The 19,560-nt window shown below is 46.6% G+C and carries 24 protein-coding genes and 3 pseudogenes; 6 read left to right on the forward strand and 21 right to left on the reverse strand.

The annotated features are described in order from the left end of the window. Positions 1 to 184: 184 nt before the first annotated feature. Together ON05_RS27740 and ON05_RS38750 are read right to left on the reverse strand one after the other, a co-directional pair. The gene (locus ON05_RS27740) at positions 185 to 751 is read right to left on the reverse strand and encodes a molybdopterin-dependent oxidoreductase (protein WP_010480255.1); all 567 of its coding nucleotides are present in this window, start codon (positions 749 to 751) and stop codon (positions 185 to 187) included. Between the two features lie 282 nt (positions 752 to 1,033). Then, positions 1,034 to 1,192, reverse strand: a complete 159-nt coding sequence (locus ON05_RS38750; protein ID WP_201768006.1) for a DUF2809 domain-containing protein — start codon at positions 1,190 to 1,192, stop codon at positions 1,034 to 1,036. 474 nt (positions 1,193 to 1,666) lie between these two features. Here ON05_RS38750 and ON05_RS27745 point away from each other — a divergent pair, with 474 nt between their 5' ends. Further along, positions 1,667 to 2,344, forward strand: coding sequence for a BON domain-containing protein (locus tag ON05_RS27745; RefSeq protein WP_085945254.1), 678 nt, complete (start codon positions 1,667 to 1,669; stop codon positions 2,342 to 2,344). A gap of 70 nt (positions 2,345 to 2,414) precedes the next feature. Here ON05_RS27745 and ON05_RS27750 read toward each other — a convergent pair whose 3' ends face one another. From ON05_RS27750 to ON05_RS27770, 5 genes are all read right to left on the reverse strand, one after another. Next, a complete protein-coding gene (locus tag ON05_RS27750) occupies positions 2,415 to 3,215 on the reverse strand; it encodes an SDR family NAD(P)-dependent oxidoreductase (protein WP_029315694.1) in 801 nt (266 codons plus the stop codon). Between the two features lie 13 nt (positions 3,216 to 3,228). Next, a complete protein-coding gene (locus tag ON05_RS27755; RefSeq protein ID WP_010480264.1) occupies positions 3,229 to 4,218 on the reverse strand; it encodes an LLM class oxidoreductase in 990 nt (329 codons plus the stop codon). Beyond that, entirely contained in the window at positions 4,218 to 5,054 is an 837-nt protein-coding gene (locus tag ON05_RS27760) for an enoyl-CoA hydratase/isomerase family protein (RefSeq protein ID WP_010480266.1), read from the reverse strand. The genes ON05_RS27755 and ON05_RS27760 overlap by 1 nt, the downstream gene beginning before the upstream one ends. Before the next feature lie 205 nt (positions 5,055 to 5,259). Next, entirely contained in the window at positions 5,260 to 6,132 is an 873-nt protein-coding gene (locus tag ON05_RS27765; RefSeq protein WP_010480268.1) for a DUF4437 domain-containing protein, read from the reverse strand. Between the two features lie 101 nt (positions 6,133 to 6,233). Beyond that, on the reverse strand, positions 6,234 to 7,244 hold the full coding sequence (locus tag ON05_RS27770) for a zinc-binding alcohol dehydrogenase family protein (protein ID WP_010480269.1): 1,011 nt from the start codon (positions 7,242 to 7,244) through the stop codon (positions 6,234 to 6,236). A gap of 107 nt (positions 7,245 to 7,351) precedes the next feature. Here ON05_RS27770 and ON05_RS27775 point away from each other — a divergent pair, with 107 nt between their 5' ends. Beyond that, positions 7,352 to 8,236, forward strand: coding sequence for a LysR family transcriptional regulator (locus tag ON05_RS27775; RefSeq protein ID WP_010480271.1), 885 nt, complete (start codon positions 7,352 to 7,354; stop codon positions 8,234 to 8,236). Between the two features lie 93 nt (positions 8,237 to 8,329). On the opposite strand, the gene ON05_RS27780 is transcribed toward ON05_RS27775, so the two are convergent. The 6 genes from ON05_RS27780 to ON05_RS27805 all read right to left on the reverse strand — a co-directional run bounded on the left by ON05_RS27780 (position 8,330) and on the right by ON05_RS27805 (position 12,048). Continuing rightward, a complete protein-coding gene (locus ON05_RS27780; RefSeq protein WP_010480273.1) occupies positions 8,330 to 8,938 on the reverse strand; it encodes an SMI1/KNR4 family protein in 609 nt (202 codons plus the stop codon). 166 nt (positions 8,939 to 9,104) lie between these two features. Continuing rightward, the gene (locus ON05_RS27785) at positions 9,105 to 9,815 is read right to left on the reverse strand and encodes an SIMPL domain-containing protein (protein WP_010480275.1); all 711 of its coding nucleotides are present in this window, start codon (positions 9,813 to 9,815) and stop codon (positions 9,105 to 9,107) included. A 157-nt stretch (positions 9,816 to 9,972) separates the two neighbouring features. Further along, entirely contained in the window at positions 9,973 to 10,464 is a 492-nt protein-coding gene (locus ON05_RS27790) for a hypothetical protein (RefSeq protein WP_139026139.1), read from the reverse strand. Between the two features lie 189 nt (positions 10,465 to 10,653). Next, positions 10,654 to 10,914 carry a hypothetical protein gene (locus ON05_RS27795; protein WP_029315695.1) on the reverse strand — a complete coding sequence of 87 codons (261 nt, stop codon included), beginning with the start codon at positions 10,912 to 10,914 and terminating at the stop codon, positions 10,654 to 10,656. 33 nt (positions 10,915 to 10,947) lie between these two features. Then, complete coding sequence (locus ON05_RS27800; RefSeq protein ID WP_262562426.1) at positions 10,948 to 11,274, reverse strand: hypothetical protein; 327 nt, start codon at positions 11,272 to 11,274, stop codon at positions 10,948 to 10,950. 240 nt (positions 11,275 to 11,514) lie between these two features. Beyond that, positions 11,515 to 12,048, reverse strand: coding sequence for a hypothetical protein (locus tag ON05_RS27805; protein WP_010480283.1), 534 nt, complete (start codon positions 12,046 to 12,048; stop codon positions 11,515 to 11,517). A gap of 221 nt (positions 12,049 to 12,269) precedes the next feature. Between ON05_RS27805 and ON05_RS27810 the strand changes: the two genes are divergently transcribed. Together ON05_RS27810 and ON05_RS27815 are read left to right on the forward strand one after the other, a co-directional pair. Continuing rightward, positions 12,270 to 13,445 carry an FtsX-like permease family protein gene (locus tag ON05_RS27810; protein ID WP_010480285.1) on the forward strand — a complete coding sequence of 392 codons (1,176 nt, stop codon included), beginning with the start codon at positions 12,270 to 12,272 and terminating at the stop codon, positions 13,443 to 13,445. A 57-nt stretch (positions 13,446 to 13,502) separates the two neighbouring features. Next, positions 13,503 to 14,285, forward strand: a complete 783-nt coding sequence (locus tag ON05_RS27815; protein WP_010480286.1) for an ABC transporter ATP-binding protein — start codon at positions 13,503 to 13,505, stop codon at positions 14,283 to 14,285. Between the two features lie 166 nt (positions 14,286 to 14,451). Here ON05_RS27815 and ON05_RS27820 read toward each other — a convergent pair whose 3' ends face one another. The 3 genes from ON05_RS27820 to ON05_RS27830 are packed head-to-tail and all read right to left on the reverse strand — an operon-like array spanning position 14,452 to position 15,321. Beyond that, entirely contained in the window at positions 14,452 to 14,883 is a 432-nt protein-coding gene (locus ON05_RS27820; RefSeq protein WP_010480288.1) for an HNH endonuclease, read from the reverse strand. Beyond that, entirely contained in the window at positions 14,873 to 15,112 is a 240-nt protein-coding gene (locus ON05_RS27825) for a hypothetical protein (protein WP_010480289.1), read from the reverse strand. Before ON05_RS27825 ends, ON05_RS27820 begins: the two co-directional genes overlap by 11 nt. Before the next feature lie 50 nt (positions 15,113 to 15,162). Further along, positions 15,163 to 15,321 (reverse strand): hypothetical protein, encoded by a 159-nt coding sequence (locus ON05_RS27830; protein WP_236619148.1) that lies wholly within the window; start codon positions 15,319 to 15,321, stop codon positions 15,163 to 15,165. On the opposite strand from ON05_RS27830, the pseudogene ON05_RS27835 reads away from it, so the two are divergent. Then, a pseudogene (locus ON05_RS27835) lies at positions 15,258 to 15,506 on the forward strand (ABC transporter ATP-binding protein); the annotation flags it as partial. The gene ON05_RS27830 and the pseudogene ON05_RS27835 sit on opposite strands and share 64 nt — an antisense overlap. Positions 15,507 to 15,896: 390 nt before the next feature. On the opposite strand, the gene ON05_RS27840 reads toward ON05_RS27835, so the two are convergent. From ON05_RS27840 to ON05_RS27850, 4 genes and pseudogenes are all read right to left on the reverse strand, one after another. Beyond that, complete coding sequence (locus ON05_RS27840; RefSeq protein ID WP_010480295.1) at positions 15,897 to 16,274, reverse strand: hypothetical protein; 378 nt, start codon at positions 16,272 to 16,274, stop codon at positions 15,897 to 15,899. Between the two features lie 156 nt (positions 16,275 to 16,430). Then, positions 16,431 to 16,658, reverse strand: a complete 228-nt coding sequence (locus ON05_RS38755; RefSeq protein ID WP_010480297.1) for a hypothetical protein — start codon at positions 16,656 to 16,658, stop codon at positions 16,431 to 16,433. Positions 16,659 to 16,918: 260 nt separating this feature from the next. Further along, a pseudogene (locus ON05_RS27845) lies at positions 16,919 to 17,190 on the reverse strand (hypothetical protein). A 32-nt stretch (positions 17,191 to 17,222) separates the two neighbouring features. Next, complete coding sequence (locus tag ON05_RS27850) at positions 17,223 to 17,744, reverse strand: hypothetical protein (RefSeq protein ID WP_010480301.1); 522 nt, start codon at positions 17,742 to 17,744, stop codon at positions 17,223 to 17,225. 87 nt (positions 17,745 to 17,831) lie between these two features. Between ON05_RS27850 and ON05_RS27855 the strand changes: the two are divergent. Further along, positions 17,832 to 18,077: pseudogene (locus ON05_RS27855) on the forward strand (ABC transporter ATP-binding protein); the annotation flags it as partial. A gap of 146 nt (positions 18,078 to 18,223) precedes the next feature. On the opposite strand, the gene ON05_RS27860 reads toward ON05_RS27855, so the two are convergent. After that, positions 18,224 to 19,030 carry a hypothetical protein gene (locus ON05_RS27860; protein ID WP_236619149.1) on the reverse strand — a complete coding sequence of 269 codons (807 nt, stop codon included), beginning with the start codon at positions 19,028 to 19,030 and terminating at the stop codon, positions 18,224 to 18,226. Between the last annotated feature and the right edge of the window lie 530 nt (positions 19,031 to 19,560).

Here is a 19,560-nt window from a genome sequence, read left to right on the forward strand (position 1 = left end):
AGTATTTTGAACGATTTTCCTTGCACTTCTCAAGGGCGCTCAACACTTGGATACACTGCAAATATTCAACCTTAGACTTTCGAAGCAAGCCCTAGCATAATTCCAGGGAATAGAACGAGTTGCCACTGCGTTATCCAGGACTGTCGGGCCGCTGGTCGAATGCCAGAATGATAATGCATAGCTATTACTGCACATTAATTTCTGCGATTTGCCAGATCCAGTAGGATTCTTCTGCAAATTCTGATACGGATGGGAATTGTTGATATGGAAATACCAGCATCGCGGGTCCCCTGTAATCAGACTGCATATTTTTACCATCTTGCTGTAGGGCAAAAAGAACAGGATATTGCTTGAGCCAAATGATGGGGACCTGAATGTTGTAATCGTTCAGTGCTTTGAGGTTCAACGTTGTTGCTTGGGAGTCGACCTGCCAGAGATCGAGCAAGTCTCGCATCAAAACACCTCGAAATATATGATTTTGCTGTTCAAATAAATCTAGAACAGAATATTCGACTAACCCAAGGGATTCGATGGTTTGCCGATCCATGATGATGTGATCGTCTTGATTGGTGTTTCCCAATCGACCTGTGACTTTAAGGATTGGTTCACTGTTTGGCAAAGGAATGGGTTGACCTGCCTGCAGTTGTGGGGGTGTTATTTGAGTGTAAACATCGTTAAATTTAGCGTCTGTGGCACAACCTCCTATGAATAAGACCAGAGCGGGTACTATCCATTGTTGACGATTATGCATGGTATTTGCAGCAACAGCATCTTTAACCTACCAAAAGATATTAGTCTTTTTTGCAGTAACAAATATGCAGTACTTATTGAAACCGATAATCTCCTCCTCGCTGCTATTGATTGCCTTAGTTGCAACGACAACACATTGTATCGTTAGCATTTAAATCTGGGTTAGGCGTGATGGATTTGCCTGTACAATGCTGTTTACCTGAAAAAAGGTTGGGTCTAATTACTTAACGGAAGACCACTCTTTTGTATGGGTCCCTATGGATTTCTCAAGGTAGTGCAGAACCTAAATACCCAGCCTATAGGCTACTAAATCTTCCCAACTAAAGGTGGTACCTATGACTGTTCTCGCCAATGATGAGGATCCTAATCCTAGAAGTTCTAAGATTTTGAAATACTGTAAGACTTCAACTGCAATTGTGCAAACACCGATAGCAGTGGTCAAAATTGCAACCTTAAAAATGCTCTAACGATTGTATAAATCAAAATAACGACTAACAGTTCACCGATATACGGACGGATAAAGCAGTCATCAATATGGAGTGCAATATACAGCTCTATCAAAAATAAAATGATCGACCAGTTCCAGTAATAGGTATTCAATCTCATATCAAGAGAGTGAGGCGATTCGATAGCATCATGCTAATCGATGCTTCGCAATTATTATGACCCGAAGCTATAGATCGCTTATTTCAGGCACAATTGTTATCGATCTGCACCGAAAAATAACAAGTTACAGGTCTGCTCAGACGACTCTCAGATTTTTGCGGTACCCTGTAGTTACTGAGCTTGGGTGAAGTTCATTACCAACGGCTAACTCACTTAGCTAAACATGATGTTCAATCATCAGTCATGGGGTAATGTACGGGGGAATGAATGATGCAATCTCCCACGGCTGTACTCAAACGGAGGTAACCGTATGAAGTACCCATCCCTAGTATTGGCATCCCTGCTAGCTGTCTTCACTGTTGATGTGGCAGTCGTTAAAGCAGAAGATCTGGCGCAATCTCCTACAAACGAAACCGTTCTATTGGCAGGTAAGCATAAAGGTGTGCGGCGGGGTGGTTTTAAAAACCGACGTCGATTTCATCCTCGCCGTTTTAGACGATTTCCCAAGCGGAATTTCCGGCATCGAAAGTTTCGACGTTTCCCTGGACGCCTTCGCCATCGACCTTTCCGCCACCGATCCTTTCACCATCGTCGCCGGTTTGGACGACGGTTTCGCCACTACCCTTATTTCCATCGACGATTTCGGCATTATTCTCCCTACTACTATCCTTTTTCTCGAAGACTGTACCTGCATCACTCAACCTTTCCCCGTCGGCGCTCCTATATTGCACCGGAACATCGCGGACCAGAAGGTCAATACGATCACCAGGGCTTAGCTAAGCGGGTAATTTTAGGGTTGGTTGCTGATCCAGATCTGAAGCCCTTGGTGGCAACGCTTGATATTCAACAAAAAGGGGACAAAGTACTGCTGAGTGGTGAAGTGCCAGATCAAGAGGCTTTGGATAAGGTCATTGAACTGGTCAAAAAAACTAAGGGTGCTAAATCCGTTGATACCACAGAGGTGGTTGTGCTGTCTGAAGTTGAATAAAGGGCGATAGCCTCTCCTTTTGCATTTAGACAGGAAAACTTTCTTGATATCTAGTTTTATTAGAGCTGACTTATAGGTCTGCCAACAAGGTCTCAATAGCAGTCACAACTGTTTGGCATTTCTGCGGATCGAGTACATCGGCATGGGGCGACGCAAACTGACCTTTATCGTTGTCAAAATATTGACCTGAGGCAACCGCGAATTCATCTGCTAGGGCTGCGCGAGTCAATATGTCCGCGCCAATCCGTAGATCACCCCCAGCTACGCCAAAGCCCTCTTTCACCATCTTGCTGCCCAGCATGGACCCAGGATTGACGGCGATTATGGTGAGGCCATCCCCTGTAGGAGAAAGGGCCAAACTGCGAGACCACATGGTTAGGGCCAGCTTACTTTGGGCATAAGCAGTAAAGTCCTCAGTGAGCTGGACTCGTCCAGCCAAAGCCTCTAGATTCACCGGAGATTGGGCTGCGGAGGACACGTTAACGATCCGTCCAGAGGTAGGCATCAGCGGGCGAAGCTGCTGGGTGAGGAGATAGGGTGCGATCGCATTTACCGCAAAGCGGACATCCAGCCCTTCCGGCGTAACTGTATTAGGTGTTTTAAAGACCCCTGCATTGTTGATCAGGACATCCAAGGTAGGGTGGTTTTTAGCCACCGCTTGAGCTAGTGAGGCCACATCAGCCATCCGAGATAAATCGGCAACATAGCTGGCAACACTGCCCGGTAGAGCGGAGAGGGATTTTGCGGCGGCCTCTAGCTTGGTAGGGTTGCGTCCATGCAACAGCACTCTGTGACCTTTTGAAACTAATATTTTGGCTGTCTCTAAACCGATGCCGTCGGTGGAGCCTGTAATCAGGATTGTTTTTGTCATGGTTTTTGCTTCCTTAATCACCCGCGAATTCTGGCAAGATATCGTCGGCTAGACGTTTTAGGGTTGTTTCGATATCTGCTTGGTTAAAGCGCAGGTTCAGCGCTACATGGTTCATGCCGATTTGTTCCAGGGATTGGAGATAGGCCCGCAGATGGTTGACTCCTAATCGGAATCCCAGATGGATCGGTTGTGGTCGGGTGTTGGGGTCTTCGGTGAGATCTACATATAGTGGCTGCATGATGGGTTTGTCAGTACCGTCTAATGCTTCAACCCGTGCCTGCCAATCGCGAATGACGCGTGCTTGCATCACCGTATCGCGGGGATAGGTCATCCAGCCGTCCCCATTTTGTGCAATCCACTCAGGAGTTTGCTGACTGCCTCCCGTAATCAGTAGGGGCAGTTTGCCCGAGGTGGGTTTGGGCAGCATGTCCATTCCACCTTTCAAGTGACCAAAGGCATTGTCAAAGGTGGGGGATTCTTGACTCATCTGCCGGATGTAGTCAAAGCTCTCTCGAAACGCTGCTCCACGATCGCTAAAGGAGCGGTTAAGGGCTGGATACTCCTCTGGTCGATCTCCCGAAGCGACCCCCAGAATCAGCCGTCCCCCTGACATTACATCAACAGTCGCGGCGGCTTTAGCCACATGGGCTGGATGTCGTAAGGGCAGAATGATACTGGCCACCCCGAGGGCGATGCGCTGGGTTTGGCCTGCCAATAGCCCTAGATAAACAAATGGGTCGTAGGTCTGCCCGGCATCCCCAAAGGTGGGCACGTTGAAGGGCACATCCCGTAACCACACCGCTGCAAACCCGAGGGCCTCGGCTAGCTGAACCCGTTCAAGATGACGTTCCAGGGTGGGGACAGGTCCCTTTGCATAGGTCTCGATCGGCACCACGAGACCGAGGCTTAATCGGTTGGGACGGAATACGGCGTTGTAGGCCCGATTAATGGGTTGAAACCCGGTATCTTCCACAGGCTTGCGAGTCTTGCATTCTGTGTTCATTATTGGATCTCCTGCACACTAATGACCATGTCTTGCCAATTGTGTTGATTGTTCATGTCGAACTGAGCACCATTTTCATCTGCCCAGGTAAAGCGCTTTAAGGCCGGGGTTTGACTGGTGGCCTGATAGAGCCAATAGGCTTCTTCCTGCAGGGCTTCATCAATGGGTTTGTCAATGGAGGCGTAGACGCTTTGTTTGCAGGCGTTGATCGATTCAGCGGGCCAGAGGGCGATCCGGTTAGCCAAAGCCTCCACAAATGGGCCAATTTCCTCTGGGGCAAGGGCTTTGTTGATGGTGCCATAGGCCTCGGCCTGGTCCGCGTCAAAGTCTTTTGCACCTAAAATAATTTCCAGGGCTCGCCCTAAACCGATCTGACGGGCCATTCGCGATGCGCCCCCGCCACAGGGAAGGATGCCCATGGCAACTTCCATCTGCATAAATTTGGCTTTACCCCGAGCGGCAAATCGCATATCGCAGGCCAGGGCAAATTCATGACCACCGCCACGGGCAAAGCCTTCAATCTTGGCAATGGTGGCTTGGGGCAGCTTGCTGATCCGCTCTAGTACCACCTGTAAATCCAGGAGTTTGACTTCGTTGCGAGAGACTGCGATCGCAGACATGTCTTTGAGGAAATTCGTGTCGGCATGGGCCACAAAAATTTCGGGATGGGCGGATTGAAACACCACAACTTTGATGGTGCGATCCGTTTCCAGCCTTTGGGCCAGCATATTGAGATCCGCTAGCATCGGCAGGCCCTGAATATTAACGGGGGGATAGTCGAAGGTGACCCAAGCGATGGCGTTTTTGATTTCAACATTGAACGTGGTGTAGCTCATTTGCGATTTCCTTATTTCGTGATTAATTGGGATGGTTTGTTTGGGTGTGAAAGATTTGCGATCGCACCTTCGATTCCTTCCGGCCATCGGACCCAAAGCCTTCGTTGAAGCATGGGGAACCGCTCCACGGCTTAAGGCTTTTCGTGAATCGATAAGAATATGACTGATGGTTGTCTGGGTAAAACTGGTGCGATTACTGCTTGGACTACGACGAAACGACGTTATATTTGCCCTGAGCACGCACGTAGATAACGCACTCCTCTTTGGCTTCACATGAAACTTTATGCACCGTCTCTCTTTCCGAGCCAAAATAGCTGCCTGGCTCCAGGATGTTGGTCTGACCCGAGTGGAGGCTGGGTTGCCCCTGAATCACAACCGCACGGAAGGTTGAGCTGTGGCTCTGTATTTCTCCCGTAAACCCAGTGGGCAGCTTAATTAAGGTTCCGTTCAATTGGTCCTCCTGGGGGGTACCCCAGAGAAAGGCCACCTTGGCTCCGTCCGGCATTTCAGGCTGATCGACCCAGGTGATATTCGAGGCATTCAGCCAAACTAGATTCGATTTGTCGACGTTAACTGGCCGTTCACCATTGTCAAACGCAGCTTCCGGTGGGCGGACCAGATAGGGGCCTTCCTCAATCTCTATATACGCCAGGTTATTACTATCGTCGGCAGCGGTAACGTGGACTTCTCCGGCGGGTTGGGTCCAGAAAGACCCTGCTGGCAACCACATTTTATTCGCATCCGGATCATCATTATGAAGGAGGCCCTGAATGACCATGCCCTTATAGGTAACATTGTGGATATGAGGGGGCGACGAGAAGCCGTCCACAAACTCCACGAGAAATCCGGACGGTCCTGAGCCAGTACGATCGCCCCAAAGCTGACCTGCCTTTGGGCTTTTGTCGCCACGGGCGGGGTTGAGTGGTCCCCACTGAACATCAGACATTAGGAGGATCTCAGCGGTAGCTTTCGGTTTCGGAGCAAGACTTTGGGATGAAACCATCGTGTTACCCAGGACGGTAATGAAGAAGGCCAGCGCCAGGATGAGAACTGTTTTGATGTTCCTGATGTTGAGCATTTTGATTTCTCCAAGCGAGTGAAAGAATGCAGTCCCCGAGGTTCCCAGGGGGGCGCGATCAACCCCAGTGGGCTATCCCCCCTTAGCAACCGGAATAAGGTTTAACCAGCTGCCGCCAGCCCATCCAACACGGTCTTGCCAATGGCCTTTCCGCTTTCTTGGAATTCATGGGCAGCTCGTAGATTTTCAATATTCAGACTGCCACCATGGTGATTGACCGTCGAGATCAGCGTGCCATTGTCGAGTAGTTCTGAAACTCGATTCAGCAACTGATGCTGGACGTCCATATCCTCGGTTTGGAACATTGACCGAGTAAACATAAATTCCCAGCTCAAAGAAATAGCCTTGGTTTTAAGAGAAGTCACATCCAGAGCGCCTGGATCATCAATCAGCGCCATATGTCCCCGGGGCTTAATCAACTCTCGGATGGCAGCAAAATGCTTGTCCGTGTGGGTTAAGGCCGCTACATATCGGGGGGTAATGCCCAAAAACTTCAGTTCTTCGTCTAGGGGGTTACGGTGATTAACCACATAATCGGCTCCCATTTTCTTGACCCAAGCATGGGTATCCTCGCGAGATGCTGTCGCAATCACAGTTAGCCCTGTGAGTTTCTTGGCAAGCTGAATCAGAATCGAACCCACTCCCCCCGCACCGCCGATCACGAGAAGTGCTTCCCTCGCACCTTCGCCTTCTTTAAGCCCGAAGCTATCAAATAGCATTTCCCAGGCTGTAATACTGGTCAGGGGGATGCCAGCGGCTTCTGTAAACCCCAGGGAGGAGGGTTTGTGACCGACGATTCGTTCATCGACGACCTGAAACGGGGCATTAGTCCCAGGGCGAGTAATGTCACCGGCATAGAACACTTCGTCACCAGGCCGAAACCGGGTCACATCTGAGCCTACTTCCTGTACGACTCCAGCAGCATCAAACCCCAAAATGCGAGGTTCACCATCGGGTTGCGCACTGGCCCTCAGTTTGACATCCACTGGATTCACTGAAACACCCCGGACCTCCACGAGTAAATCTTTTGGACCCGGTTGGGGCGTTGCTGTTTCAAATTCAATCAGGACATCTGCTGCTGACCCCGCATCTTTATACCCAATGGCTTTCATTATTTCGCCTCCTATCGAATTATTAAACCGTTATCCGCATGATAATTATTTAAATTAGAAAGATAAACAGGCTTTTCGCGAAATAATAATTCGGATATTTTTGATAAATGGATATTTTGTCCCTCCGTTTATTTCTCAGGATTGCTGCCCGCGGCGGGGTCTCGGCAGCGGCGCAGGATCTTTCCCTATCTCCTGCCAGTGCCAGTGCCCGTCTGGTGAAACTCGAAGAAACGTTGGGCTTTCGGCTGTTTAACCGCACGACCCGAGCCGTTTCTTTAACCACGGATGGTGAGGCATTTTTGCCCTACGCCCAGCAGATGATTGAAACCCTAGAGACGGGGTTGAGTGCCGTCAAGGGACAAGGGACCGAGGCGGAAGGGGTACTGCGAATTACCATGCCTGGCTCCTTTGGTCGGATGTATATTATTCCTGCCTTGGCTGAATTTCACGCCCGCCATCCGCGAGTCAGCCTGGATTTACGCCTATCAGATGAGGTCTTGGATGTGGTGGAAGGGGCCTATGACCTGATTATCCGCAATGCCCCCTTGGCCGATAGCAGTCTGATGCTGCGAAAGCTAGCTGCTGATCGGCGGATTCTGGTTGCTTCTCCTGCCTATCTTGAGCAGTATGGTATGCCTGCAACCCCTGATGATTTGGTGAACCATCAATGTGTCAGTCTGGCTGAAGTGACCAAGTGGAAGTTTAAAAATGGACAGGCCATTAGCGTTCCCCACTCGTTTATGGTCAATGACGGTGAGGCTCTGCGTAAAATGCTGGAGCAGGGATTGGGAATTGGCATTAAGTCTGTCTGGAATGCCAGTGAAAGTTTGAAGTCTGGGCTGTTGGTTGAGGTATTGCCAGACTTCCCACTGATGGTAGATGTTTCTATCTGGTTGCTGTACCCCAGTCGCCGGATTATTGCTCCGAAAGTTTATGCCATGATTGATTTTTTACTGGAACGGTTCCAGCCAGTGCCGCCTTGGGAGCGCTAGTGAGGAGAAGGCGAACCCACATAAATGAGCAAAATTAACATCTACTGCTAAGCACAAACTATTAATCAATTTTGTGAAGCATCAAGTCGCGTCTTATACATACTTAAGTCTAATTCTAGAAACTTCTTGTGGATCCTCTTCTAAAAATTCAACAATAGTGCCAAATTGATCCATCACCTTTGTCTCAAAGTAGTAAGCACCGGATTCATAGCACTCAGCAATTACAGTCATCATGCTAGTTAAGCTAGGATATCTCGCTTCAAAGATTAAATCTCCGCTATTCCAGCTTAAAAAGAATACAGGAGAGGAGATACACATATTTTTGTCACCAAGAACTAGAAAGTATCCCAAATCACTGCTCAAGATAGGAAACCATGGCCGATGGTAGGCTTTGTCTTGTAAAAAAGTGCAGTTTTTCTTGAACTCCTTTAAATGCTCATATTCCTTGAGTGTCTCTGCCAATGGTAAAAACCAAAAGCCGGGGATAAAATCAAGTGAAATATCGTGGAATTCTGGAATCTGAATACCATTTCGCCAATGATAGAGTTGATAAACTTCTTGAGGTAATTGGAACGGCAGATTAGCTATATATCCTTGAATATCTTGAACACTAAGACCTGCTTGTATAAGCTCTATCAAATCTTCTCTATCTTGTTGCCAAATATCAATGATTTTGTCCAGTGAAGTGAGTAATGATTCCATGAGGATAGACGTCTCAATATTATATTGAATGGCAGTTTGAATTTAACGAATGGCCTTACTGGAATGAGTCAAGACCTAATAAAAATGTAGTCTGTTCGTCGAGCATTCATTTGTAGGTCTGGGTTAAATGCAAGCCCATTCAATAATCAAAAATCACTTCTAAACATCATCGACCTCTATTGAAGATTGACTTATATGACACTGCTGGTTTGATTTCATAGCGAACCCTCAGTTTTACATATACCGTTCTATTGTTGCCTTTTAGATAACTGGCTGGCTCGTCATCAAAACCAGCGGAACCTGCCGCCCACATCATTGCGCCAGAATCACCCCACCAATCTGGGTCGCCATAGCTACCGGAACTACGGGTATTCCTTTTCCACTCTTCAATTTCTAGGACTTCTCCCAGAACACAAGAAGCCAATTGAGCTAGATGTCCAGCTTTTTCCCTCGTATTTTTCAGGGCGGCTTCTAATGCCTCAAAATCAGCACCCTCATGGGCTGCATAAATAGGTTGTCTCTCGGATATCTCGACTGTAATTCGCTTGCTCTCTCTGTAGCGATTAATCTGCTCAGTTGCTTTATAGACAAGCTCTCGCTTGGAAGAAATGATGGTAATCTTCGTCCGAGTTTCTTGCCCAGCCTTTTTTCGCTTCCACCACGGAACAACAGACTCTCGACCGCCAAAATAAATTTCTTCTTGAGTTAAGCCACTTCCAAGCAGCTCATTAACGAGAGTATTTGCAAGTTGCCTATTTTCTTCGCCTGCACTTTCCTCTTTAGCTGCTCTAACTGAAAGCTCTATATCAAGAACGACTTTTTCAGGGAATTCTTGGTAGGAACCTTCGCCAACAACCTCAATGTACTTTTTCGGCATAGCTATTACTAGGGTGATTCTCAATGATGGGTAACGGTATTCGAGATAGGGGTATGAAATGAACCTCTACAAACCTGTGCTTAAACCATCCTAAGCGCCTACCCGAAGACGAAAGCATACGTTATCAACCTTTTGGCCTGAATTAGGCCTCATGATCTCAGTCATAACCAAAAACTAAACGCTCCGCTAAATCTTTATCTGGACTTGCGCAGATAAACTCCCGAAAAATCGTAAGCACAAAACCCCAATCATGGAAACACTCTTGGTCATCCTCGGTTAAACGAAGACCGAACAACCATGTATGGCGGTTGCTCACCTCAGATACAAGACGCTGGACCGCCTCCCACTGCTCGACAGTGGGAGGCTCTGTGAAACCTGAAGTTGCAGGTATGGCTGCAATCAGCTCTTGAAAACGCTTGGGTGTAATTAACTCAAAATCGGAATCCGAAATCAAAGAACTCGAAAATGGGCCGTGAAGTTCTGGTGTGTGTGATGACTTTGGGCCGACGAAACTATTACCAAATGCCTCACTAAGCCGATACTCTCGAATGATCTCTTGTGGAGACTGGCAACGAGGAAGTGAAACGTGTTCATGCTCGCACCAACCATAGTCCCATAGCGGGAGAAGATTTCGAGGCGACTCAGTCATGGGTGGGGAAATTCGATGTTTCGAGGTGATCAACAACTGCTAGACGAGATTGACGTAGTTCTTCAAATTTTTTGTGCAAGATTGAATCTAGAGGATTTGGCAGCTCTACCTCGTGACATGCACTCCGCCATAGGTTCAAAATTGGCCTTAAATGTCATAATCCATTCCTGGTATGGTCTTTATGGGCTGTTATCTAAAACACTCTATCCAATCAAACTGAGTAGCGCGACTAGAACCTGGTGGAATCTGCTCATTCGCATATCGAATGATTTTGGCAACCGAAGATGGACGAATAATAAGACCAATCTCGTTAAATTTAACCGTGCACCATAGCCGCTTCCCGCAGCTCTCACACCAAATTCGGACTTCATGCTCTGGCCACATGAGTTCCTCTACCATCCACTGATATTCAGCACCAGCAACAATAATTTTTCTGGTTTTTCGCTTCATCAATACTGTGATGTAAAAGGTCACTGCCTGAAGCTAAGGTGTAAAGCATGACCGAGAACATCCATATTCAATTGCTTGCCCTAGACCTTTCAAAGAGTACCAAGGGAAAAAGCAGCGAGGCGTTCCATTGGCAACTGTACACCAGGCGCTACGAGAAAGTTCCCAGTTTCCCTGTGTATCTTTTTTAAATTCAACCAGCATATCCTGCCCACCTGTCTCAACCATAAATGCAACGATTCGTTGATCGTTGTACTCAACTACTTTGAAGAATTCTGGAGGTAGCATCCACTCATTAGAATTATCCTTCAAGAGTTTTTCAACCTCTTGCCCTTTTTGTGCAGTTAAGAACTCCCATTTCACATATGAGTTACCTAGAAGGAGCAGTCCTAACAAGATCAGAACCCCATTAATCTTCTGTTTTGTTGTAAGTTTTTTCACTTTGTAGAATGAGTTAGATTTTTCTCAGCACAGGTGAAGTCGTTTAACTCTAACCCAATCCTTTGACTTTTCATGGTTGAATATCTCCACAACGGTAATTTTAATCCTCCATATGGACATTTAGCCCCAGCGGATCTGAGTATTCGGTTGTGATTTCCGGATTCAATTATCAAACCAAAATATTATCCTTGAAGCATCATTTCTGAACCGATGATCAATGGATTGCATGAAGTCCATTACCATTTGAAATTCATCCGGCGCATTCAATAAATCATATCCAGCGTGTTTGCAGGCATCGATTATTTCATTGCGAGTCAAATAGCTGGCATGGTGCCAGTCGGGATTTGAAACGTAACGATGGCCATCCTTGTACTCTTTGATATGAGCATTACATTTGGCGACATAGTGCTTGGCATCGGATTCATAGCACCATTCATGCATGAGGTCTGTCCGCGAGTCGTCGGCATCATCGGGAATGATTGTGGTGTAAAACTGCTCGTGAATATCTTGTGATACGTCGTCGGGTAAACCACGGGGTACGAAAAGCGCGGGCACATCATCGTCGTAGCTGTGCACACCAGCGAGTGCTGTGAATAGGCGATAATCGCGGCTGACAGAAAAGAAGTTGGCGATTATAGGTTCGATGCCCCATGAAGGGTGGCAGTATTCGAGAAATAAGTGAATGTCGCATCCCATCTGTATGGACTCCTCGTGGATCTGATGTTTCGGCTGTGAGTGAATGAAAATTACAGCGTAAACCCGGCTTCTTTTCAGATTACTCTCAGCAAAGTTCTGTAGGTTTAGGTAATCATGCTTATACTGTTAGGTGCGAAAAAAGAGTTTGCTTCCACCTAATTGAGATGATTTAAGTCCACTGGTGAGCCATTGCTCCCTAAATCTCCCCCCGACGTAAACGAATGGTTTCTATCGCCCGCAAAAATTTATTCCAGGACCTACCTCGCTTTATTGTTGCCCAGGCAGGCATCATGTTTTCCGTTGGGTTAGTCACCATTCAAATTGGTATCCTCAATGGGTTTACCCGTTCATCCACCGTACTGATTGAAAATTCCGATGCAGATATCTGGGTGACCTCCGAAGAGCTACGCCATTTGGCCTTAACTCTACCTTTGGAATACAAACAGCTGGCTGAAGCGAAAGAGGTAGAAGGGGTCGATCGCGCAGAACCCCTAATTGCTCAATCCACCGTGTGGCGGGATAAGTCCAATCAGATTGCCCCCATTCGGATTATTGGCTTTAACCCCGAAGATACCCTGTTTCGACCGCGTACTCTTTTGGAAGGAACCCTAAAGGATATCCAACAGCCCTATAAAATCTTTGTAGATCAAGCCGATCTTAAACTCCTGGATGTCTCAGCAGTCGGTGATCGGGCTGAAATAGGATCCTACGAAGGAGAGATTAAAGGGATTACAACCGGGACCCGCTCGATTGTGGCAAGTCCTTATATTTTTACGTCTTTACCGAATGCTACGGCCTATCTGAACTCTCCCATCGCTAAACCGGATGAGACCCCACCGGATCCGCCTGATTTAACGGATCAAAACCGGATTACCTATATTTTGGTCAAAGCGAAATCCGGTGAAAACCTTTCCGCCCTGAAAGATCGCCTAGAAGAGGCCCTACCGGGTACCAAAGCCTTTACGCAAACTGAACTCACAGAATTAACCCAAACCTATTGGCAGCAGAGTACTGGGGTCGGCTATATCTTGGGTTTAGGTGCAGTGGTAGGCATTGTGGTTGGAACCGTTGTGGTGGGCCAAATTCTCTATTCCTCCGTCACGGACCATCTGCGGGAGTTTGGCACCATGAAGGCCATGGGCTCGTCTGATTGGTATATCTATCGCGTCATCTTAGAGCAGGCACTGTGGATGGCGGTGTTGGGATATTTGCCAGGTATGGGACTTTGTGTAGGCTTAGGGGCTTGGACAATTCAGGCTCAAGCGATTCAGATCTTGATTAGTCCGGCAACGGCGGCCGGGGTTTTTGTCGTCACCGTCGCCATGTGTAGTGGAGCAGCGATCTTTGCCATTCAAAAAGTGACTCGACTCGATCCAGCCCTCGTCTTTAAGTCGTAAACTGATTCGGAAACAAAACTGACTCAACTGGGAAACCTGTCAAGAGAGATATACCTGATGCAACTTGCTTTTCGCCAACGACCTCAACCGATGACATTGATGCCCTCCACTCCTGATACTGCTGGTGATCTGGCCACGCCTGCCATTCAGGCCAAAGGTATTGAAATGGCATTCCAAGTCGGCGATCAGCAATTCAAGGTTTTGAAAGGCATTGATCTAGAAATTAAGACTGGGGATGTCGAATTACTGATGGGGCCGTCAGGCTCGGGGAAAACGACGCTGTTGTCCATCTTGGGAGGAATCCTGACTCCCACGAGTGGGCAGGTTTCCTTACTCGGCCAAAGCATCACGGGACTACCTCGCCATAAGCTTTCCAAGTTTCGCTTGCAGAATATCGGCTTTATTTTTCAGGGTTTTAATCTCTTTCCTGCCCTGACGGCGGCGGAGAATATTGAAGCGACCCTGAATTTAAAGGGGATTCGCGGTCGGGCCGCAAAGAAGCAATCGATCAAGCTACTCAGGCAAGTAGGGCTGGCGGATAAAACCCGAAGTCTGCCGCGGGACTTGTCTGGGGGGCAAAAGCAACGGGTTGCGATCGCACGAGCGTTAGCCGGAAATCCCAAGCTGATTCTGGCAGACGAACCCACGGCTGCCCTAGACTCTCAGCGGGGCCATACGATTATGGAACTGCTGCGCAAATTAGCCAAGGAAGAAGGCTGCACGGTTCTCATGGTCACCCATGACCCCCGAATTATGGATATCGCCGATCGCGTCGTCTATGTAGAAGATGGGCTGATCACACCTAAGCCTGCCAACCTCTCCTTTGCGCATGATCCTTAGTGATGGATCTTGGCCTCATTGATACAAAAGGGTAAGAAGAAAAAGAATAATGGTGGAGTCGGATGGCGGTAGTAATTTTAGCTTTCAGTTAACTGCTTGTGCTCCGCCATGGCAACACAGTGTTAGACAACTTGCAAACCAATAGCTTAAGCGCTAGGGCAAAGACTTATGGTGAATGAAATCCTGTTTTGGTCCAAAATCGCCTTGTCTCCCGGATAGAATCTTTTTCTGGATAGCGAGTGTCATTCAAATCCAGACGAACACAAGTTGCACGACCAACTGCGGTCATTCCCTTTATCAACATACCTTGATCGACCCAAGTGAAATGCTCATCCCATTTCTGTAATCGAGGATTAAAGATAGGCACTGTAGCTTGTGACTCTGGATCAATGCTTGCAACAAAGTTATAACGTCTTTCATTGCAGCGACGACATGCCAGTGCAAGATTCTCAAGATCATCAGATCCACTTAAAGATTTGGGTGTAATGTGATCAATCGTAAAGCGGCTTGCACTCAGACGCTCTGATGAATGGCAATATTCGCACAAATACTTGGCTTGTTCTCGGACTGCCCTTTTCGTTTCATCGCTAATTGGCATGCTGAGCCGCAAGCATTGCGTTCATATGGGTAAAAATGCGATCTAATTCTGATATGGCATCTAGCTCTGCTATTTCCTCAAGGGAAAGTTGGTCAGCCTTTTTTTTATCTAGCAGACTTTCCATGCGAAGTTGAAGCGTATCAGTGAATTTAAACAAATACCAATTACCGACTGGTTCGAGCCGAATTTCGTGTATCAACGAGGATGGCTGTTTCAGTGTTGTAACCATTTTTTCTTTCTGAAACCGTAGTTGCAGATATTTAGAGTTCAATTACATCGTCATTCTAACTTGGCAAACCTGACCGACTCAGAATGCAGAAAGACCGTGGTGTTCAATAGAGTGATCAACCGTTCATCGTCACTCAATAGAAACTGCGATCGCACGAGCGTTAGCCGGAAACCCCAAGCTAATTCTGGCAGACGAACCCACTGCTGCACTGGACTCCCAACGAGGCCATACGATTATGGAATTGCTGCGTAAATTGGCCAAGGAAGAAGGTTGCACGGTTCTAATGGTTACCCATGACCCCCGAATTATGGATATCGCCGATCGGGTGGTCTATGTAGAAGATGGACTGATTACACCGAAACCTGCTAATCCTTCTTTTGTGCATGAGTCTTAGTTCCGGATCTTAGCCAATCTATAAAGACCGATCAAAACGAGAGAAATATCAGTCAAGATCCAAATTGCTCTAAGTTTTTATCAATTTCGAACATCGCAGATTGCACACACGTTATTAAATCTTTCTGAATCTCATTCTGAGTTTTATAGACTACGCGTTTATCGATCCTGGACAAAGATTGTCTGTGTATGACTCTTACTCCTATCCAACCGCTGGTCTTCAATAACTCTACTTCCCAATGATGCTTGCTTATCTGTAGCTCACGGAAAATATATTCGACCAAAGCCTCCCTAGAAATATTTTTTGGCTTCTTTCTACTAACCATTGAATACTAGGGTCATTATATGAATTTGAAATTATTAGTTTTCAGATGAAAATTAGATAAATGCCTTAAAACTCACCTTCAAGAATGAATTGAGTTTGTGTTGAATGTTCACGTATGAAGTCAACAATCGCCTCCAGCATGGCAATATACCATTCATCTGAAGCAGTTTTATCAGACTCCTTAAGCAATTTGATGTTCTTCTCTAATAGATCAAGATCGCTCTTGTTTAAAATCAGAAGATCACCGTCACAATCATCGTGCTTAGTCGTATATACGTACCTAAGGTTTTCGCTCTCATCATCGTCTTCATATCGAATGAGATGATATTCTCCAATACCTAACTCCGTATTGATTCTATGCATCTCGGAAGCTTGAGTCCCAAATCCATATTTCCAAACAATCTCGTATTCATCGCCAATCTTACATTCAATATATCTACCCATAAATGCTCTGTAGTGAAATTGAATAATTGATAATAAGATGCCTTGAATTCAATCTTTTACTAATAGTACTTGTGGCTTGCATTAAAACGCTCTGGTAAATGGCAATATTCACACAAATACTTGGCTCGTTCTCGGCATGCTCTTTTCGTTTCATCGCTAATTGGCATGCTGAGCCGCAAGCATTGCGTTCATATGGGTAAAAATTCGATCTAATTCTGATATGGCTATTTCCTCAAGGGAAAGTTGGTCTGCCTTTGTTTTATCTAACAGACTTTCCATACGAAGTTGAAGCGTGTCACTGAATTTGAACAAATACCAAGTATCGACTGGTTCGAGCCGAATTTTGTGTATCAACGAGGATGGCTGTTTCAGTGTTGTAACCATTTTTTCCGTTCTGAAACCGTAGTTGCAGATAGTTTGAGTTCAATTACATCGTCATTCTAACTTGGCAAACTTGACCAGTTCAGAAGGTAGAAAATCCGTGGCCTTTAGTAGAGCGATCAACTGCTCATCGTCTCTCGATAGGAGTTGAGATCGCACGAGCGTTTGCTGGAAATTAAAGTCAAACAGAGTTTTACTATTCGAGTTGCCAACTGGGAGGGAAAGTGTTTATTCATAGGGAAAATTGACAACTCCATGAATCATTAATCCTTTCTCAGGCTTCTCGCTCCAAAATGATAGACCGCACTATGTCCAATCCGAAGGGTCCAAGGCTGAGCATCGGGTTGACGTTCAAAGAGCCAATCGGTTGCCCCATGAGCGTTTCATTAACCTCAAACTCTCCAGTTTCAATATCGATCGCCACGATTTTGCCCTCATTTTCTGCTTCGACTTGTTGCCGAATGCCAGACTCGTAGAGTTCTTGCCCACGTCTGGCTAACTCTTCCTTACTGTGGCGTCGTTGGCGAACTGCCATGGGTAGCTCCGAGACTTTGATTTATCGCATTGTTATACGCTGTTTTGGGAGGCATATAGATGCCAGTCGAACAAATGGGAATCGCCCCTATTGTAAGTGTCACCATAGTAGTTGAGCATCGATTCGTTGTCATTCAATAGTGGTTGATTGCGAATACCCATCAATGCGTTGCGGATAGCGGCAATAATATCTGATCCAACAAATCCGAACACGTCTGTAATGTCGTTTGAAGTGAAAACAGCACCATCGGTGGCTACCCACATCACGCCACCTTGTTTGTGTGTAAATGCAATACCTATAAATTTTGTACGGAGTAAAGATTGCCATCTTTCCGCATAAGCACATAGCGGCTGAACGAGTTGAAAATGTATGTCATTGGCCGCACATTCCAAGCCGATTGATGATTCAGGATGAATGTGAATATCATTGAACGAATCTAAGATGTCCCAACCTATGTGGTTATGGTGGTTTGAGGATGGGTGAAAGCCACGTGATTCACCTGTCCATCCAGCGGCAATGAACTGAGATTCGAACTCTGGTGGTGGTTTAATCACGATTCACTTAGCTTAGGTGGTTGACTATGCTGACAAGTGGAAAATTTGCCCGATTTAAGTAAAGCATGGGGCAAAGAGCTGAGCTAGATCGCACGAGCGTTAGCCGGAAACCCCAAGCTAATTCTGGCAGACGAACCCACTGCTGCACTGGACTCCCAACGAGGCCATACGATTATGGAATTGCTGCGTAAATTAGCAAAGGAAGAAGGCTGCACGGTCCTCATGGTCACCCATGACCCTCGAATTATGGATATTGCTGATCGGGTGGTCTATGTAGAAGATGGACTGATTACACCAAAACCTGCCAATCCTTCTTTTGTGCATGAGCCTTAGTGATGGATCTGGTCTTCGTTGGGTGAGCCAAGATAAAAAAATAATGCCACGCATGTATTGGGTTACCACCAGCGATACTCAATTTCAGAAAATATTACCGTCGGTAACTCTGGCGCATATGGTTGTTGGGTTACGGCTTGAAGATTCTATCCTGTGAGATGCCCCCACGTACTGATGATGTCATCAACATCCGAATCGGCTTCAACAATTACTGCTGGGCAGCCAGTGTCAGGGACAATAGCGATCGGGCCACATTGTTGAGCAATACGCTGCGCGACTTTGATAATGAGTTCAGGCCACCCTTTTTCGAAAAAGTATTCGCAAGGTTCATCGGGCGAGGTGTATTTCAGGACTTTGACTATCGTCCAAGGCCCGTCTTCCAGTGAATTTGGATCATTAATCTGTGCCTGCCAAACTCCTCCGCTGGTGTTGAACGACACACTGTGATCGGTCAGTGTTTCAAGAGCCATCTGGAGCTGATTCGGCGTAGGTGGAGAGCCATTGGCTCTTGGTACGGAATGCCCTTCTTCGGCAAGCCATTCGCGTACTTCGCTGGTTACGGGAAATGCGGAATAGAGAACGCCCATTACTGTTTTGCTGGTTGTGGTGTGTAGGAAAGTGCTGAACTTTATCGCATAACGGATTGTGGTCAGGGGCGCGAAAAATAATGAAAAAAGACACGACAAACAGCTTGCTTCAAGCGTCCCTTGCACCACCATGTTAGGCCGTGACAAATTTAGATCGCAACTCATTTGGACATCTCTCAGTAATGCAAATAACCCCCCAAGGCTGGTCTTTTCCTCTGCCGGAAATACCCTGGATCGTAATGAACAAGTCAAACGCAGTAGCTGCACTTTTTGCAACAAACGCAAGCACTGCTGTATCGGAACATGACGCTGATACCGTCGAGTGTATCCAACGCGGGTCATGGTGAACATGGAAATCAAATTCAAGGCCCTGTGCTGTGTCACGAGCAAATGTGTAATCTGTGAGGCCTGTACCGGAGAAAACTATACTGGCTGCTTCGTCAACAGTGCCTTGAAATTTGTAAGGTGGGTCGCTTTTTCCGAGATGGGAGACGGAAATGTCATGCCCCTCTAATGCACTTAGGAATCTACTAACCTGCGACATTGTCGGCTTTGCAATGTATGCATAGAGGATGTAGGACATAGCTGCCTAACTACTAATTATATGGATGGTAGCTGATATACTCCGAACGAGTTGAAAGTTTACTTTTTAGATGAGCTTCAAATTCCTTGGTAGAGAGAGTTATAGCTCAATCTGAAATGTTAAGCTCTCAGCCGTTGACAGTATAACACTGGCTGTAGGGGTATTATCCGCCAACTATCGTATAAATCTAGAGGTTAGGGCATTATCAAGCCAACGCCGGATATACTCTAGACGGCTAAGATATTAACTTTCTTAAAGGACTGAAACTTGAGTGATAGAAGGCTGACTGCCTGACAGATCTTTGTATTCCATA

The sequence above is a fragment of the Acaryochloris sp. CCMEE 5410 genome (assembly GCF_000238775.2).
Classification (GTDB): Bacteria; Cyanobacteriota; Cyanobacteriia; order Thermosynechococcales; family Thermosynechococcaceae; genus Acaryochloris.

Excerpts from the sequence above, each read along its gene's own strand:
- ON05_RS27820 (WP_010480288.1), bottom strand. The coding sequence starts at position 14,883 with ATGCCAATTAGCGATGAAACGAAAAGGGCAGTCCGAGAACAAGCCAAG.
- ON05_RS27810 (WP_010480285.1), top strand. The coding sequence starts at position 12,270 with ATGGTTTCTATCGCCCGCAAAAATTTATTCCAGGACCTACCTCGCTTT.
- ON05_RS27795 (WP_029315695.1), bottom strand. The coding sequence starts at position 10,914 with ATGAAGCGAAAAACCAGAAAAATTATTGTTGCTGGTGCTGAATATCAG.
- ON05_RS27775 (WP_010480271.1), top strand. The coding sequence starts at position 7,352 with ATGGATATTTTGTCCCTCCGTTTATTTCTCAGGATTGCTGCCCGCGGC.
- ON05_RS27790 (WP_139026139.1), bottom strand. The coding sequence starts at position 10,464 with ATGACTGAGTCGCCTCGAAATCTTCTCCCGCTATGGGACTATGGTTGG.
- ON05_RS27785 (WP_010480275.1), bottom strand. The coding sequence starts at position 9,815 with ATGCCGAAAAAGTACATTGAGGTTGTTGGCGAAGGTTCCTACCAAGAA.
- ON05_RS27745 (WP_085945254.1), top strand. The coding sequence starts at position 1,667 with ATGAAGTACCCATCCCTAGTATTGGCATCCCTGCTAGCTGTCTTCACT.
- ON05_RS27840 (WP_010480295.1), bottom strand. The coding sequence starts at position 16,274 with ATGGGTAGATATATTGAATGTAAGATTGGCGATGAATACGAGATTGTT.
- ON05_RS27815 (WP_010480286.1), top strand. The coding sequence starts at position 13,503 with ATGCAACTTGCTTTTCGCCAACGACCTCAACCGATGACATTGATGCCC.
- ON05_RS27805 (WP_010480283.1), bottom strand. The coding sequence starts at position 12,048 with ATGGGATGCGACATTCACTTATTTCTCGAATACTGCCACCCTTCATGG.
- ON05_RS27825 (WP_010480289.1), bottom strand. The coding sequence starts at position 15,112 with ATGGTTACAACACTGAAACAGCCATCCTCGTTGATACACGAAATTCGG.
- ON05_RS27765 (WP_010480268.1), bottom strand. The coding sequence starts at position 6,132 with ATGCTCAACATCAGGAACATCAAAACAGTTCTCATCCTGGCGCTGGCC.
- ON05_RS27740 (WP_010480255.1), bottom strand. The coding sequence starts at position 751 with ATGCATAATCGTCAACAATGGATAGTACCCGCTCTGGTCTTATTCATA.
- ON05_RS27750 (WP_029315694.1), bottom strand. The coding sequence starts at position 3,215 with ATGACAAAAACAATCCTGATTACAGGCTCCACCGACGGCATCGGTTTA.
- ON05_RS27760 (WP_010480266.1), bottom strand. The coding sequence starts at position 5,054 with ATGAGCTACACCACGTTCAATGTTGAAATCAAAAACGCCATCGCTTGG.
- ON05_RS38755 (WP_010480297.1), bottom strand. The coding sequence starts at position 16,658 with ATGGTTACAACACTGAAACAGCCATCCTCGTTGATACACAAAATTCGG.
- ON05_RS27770 (WP_010480269.1), bottom strand. The coding sequence starts at position 7,244 with ATGAAAGCCATTGGGTATAAAGATGCGGGGTCAGCAGCAGATGTCCTG.
- ON05_RS27780 (WP_010480273.1), bottom strand. The coding sequence starts at position 8,938 with ATGGAATCATTACTCACTTCACTGGACAAAATCATTGATATTTGGCAA.
- ON05_RS27755 (WP_010480264.1), bottom strand. The coding sequence starts at position 4,218 with ATGAACACAGAATGCAAGACTCGCAAGCCTGTGGAAGATACCGGGTTT.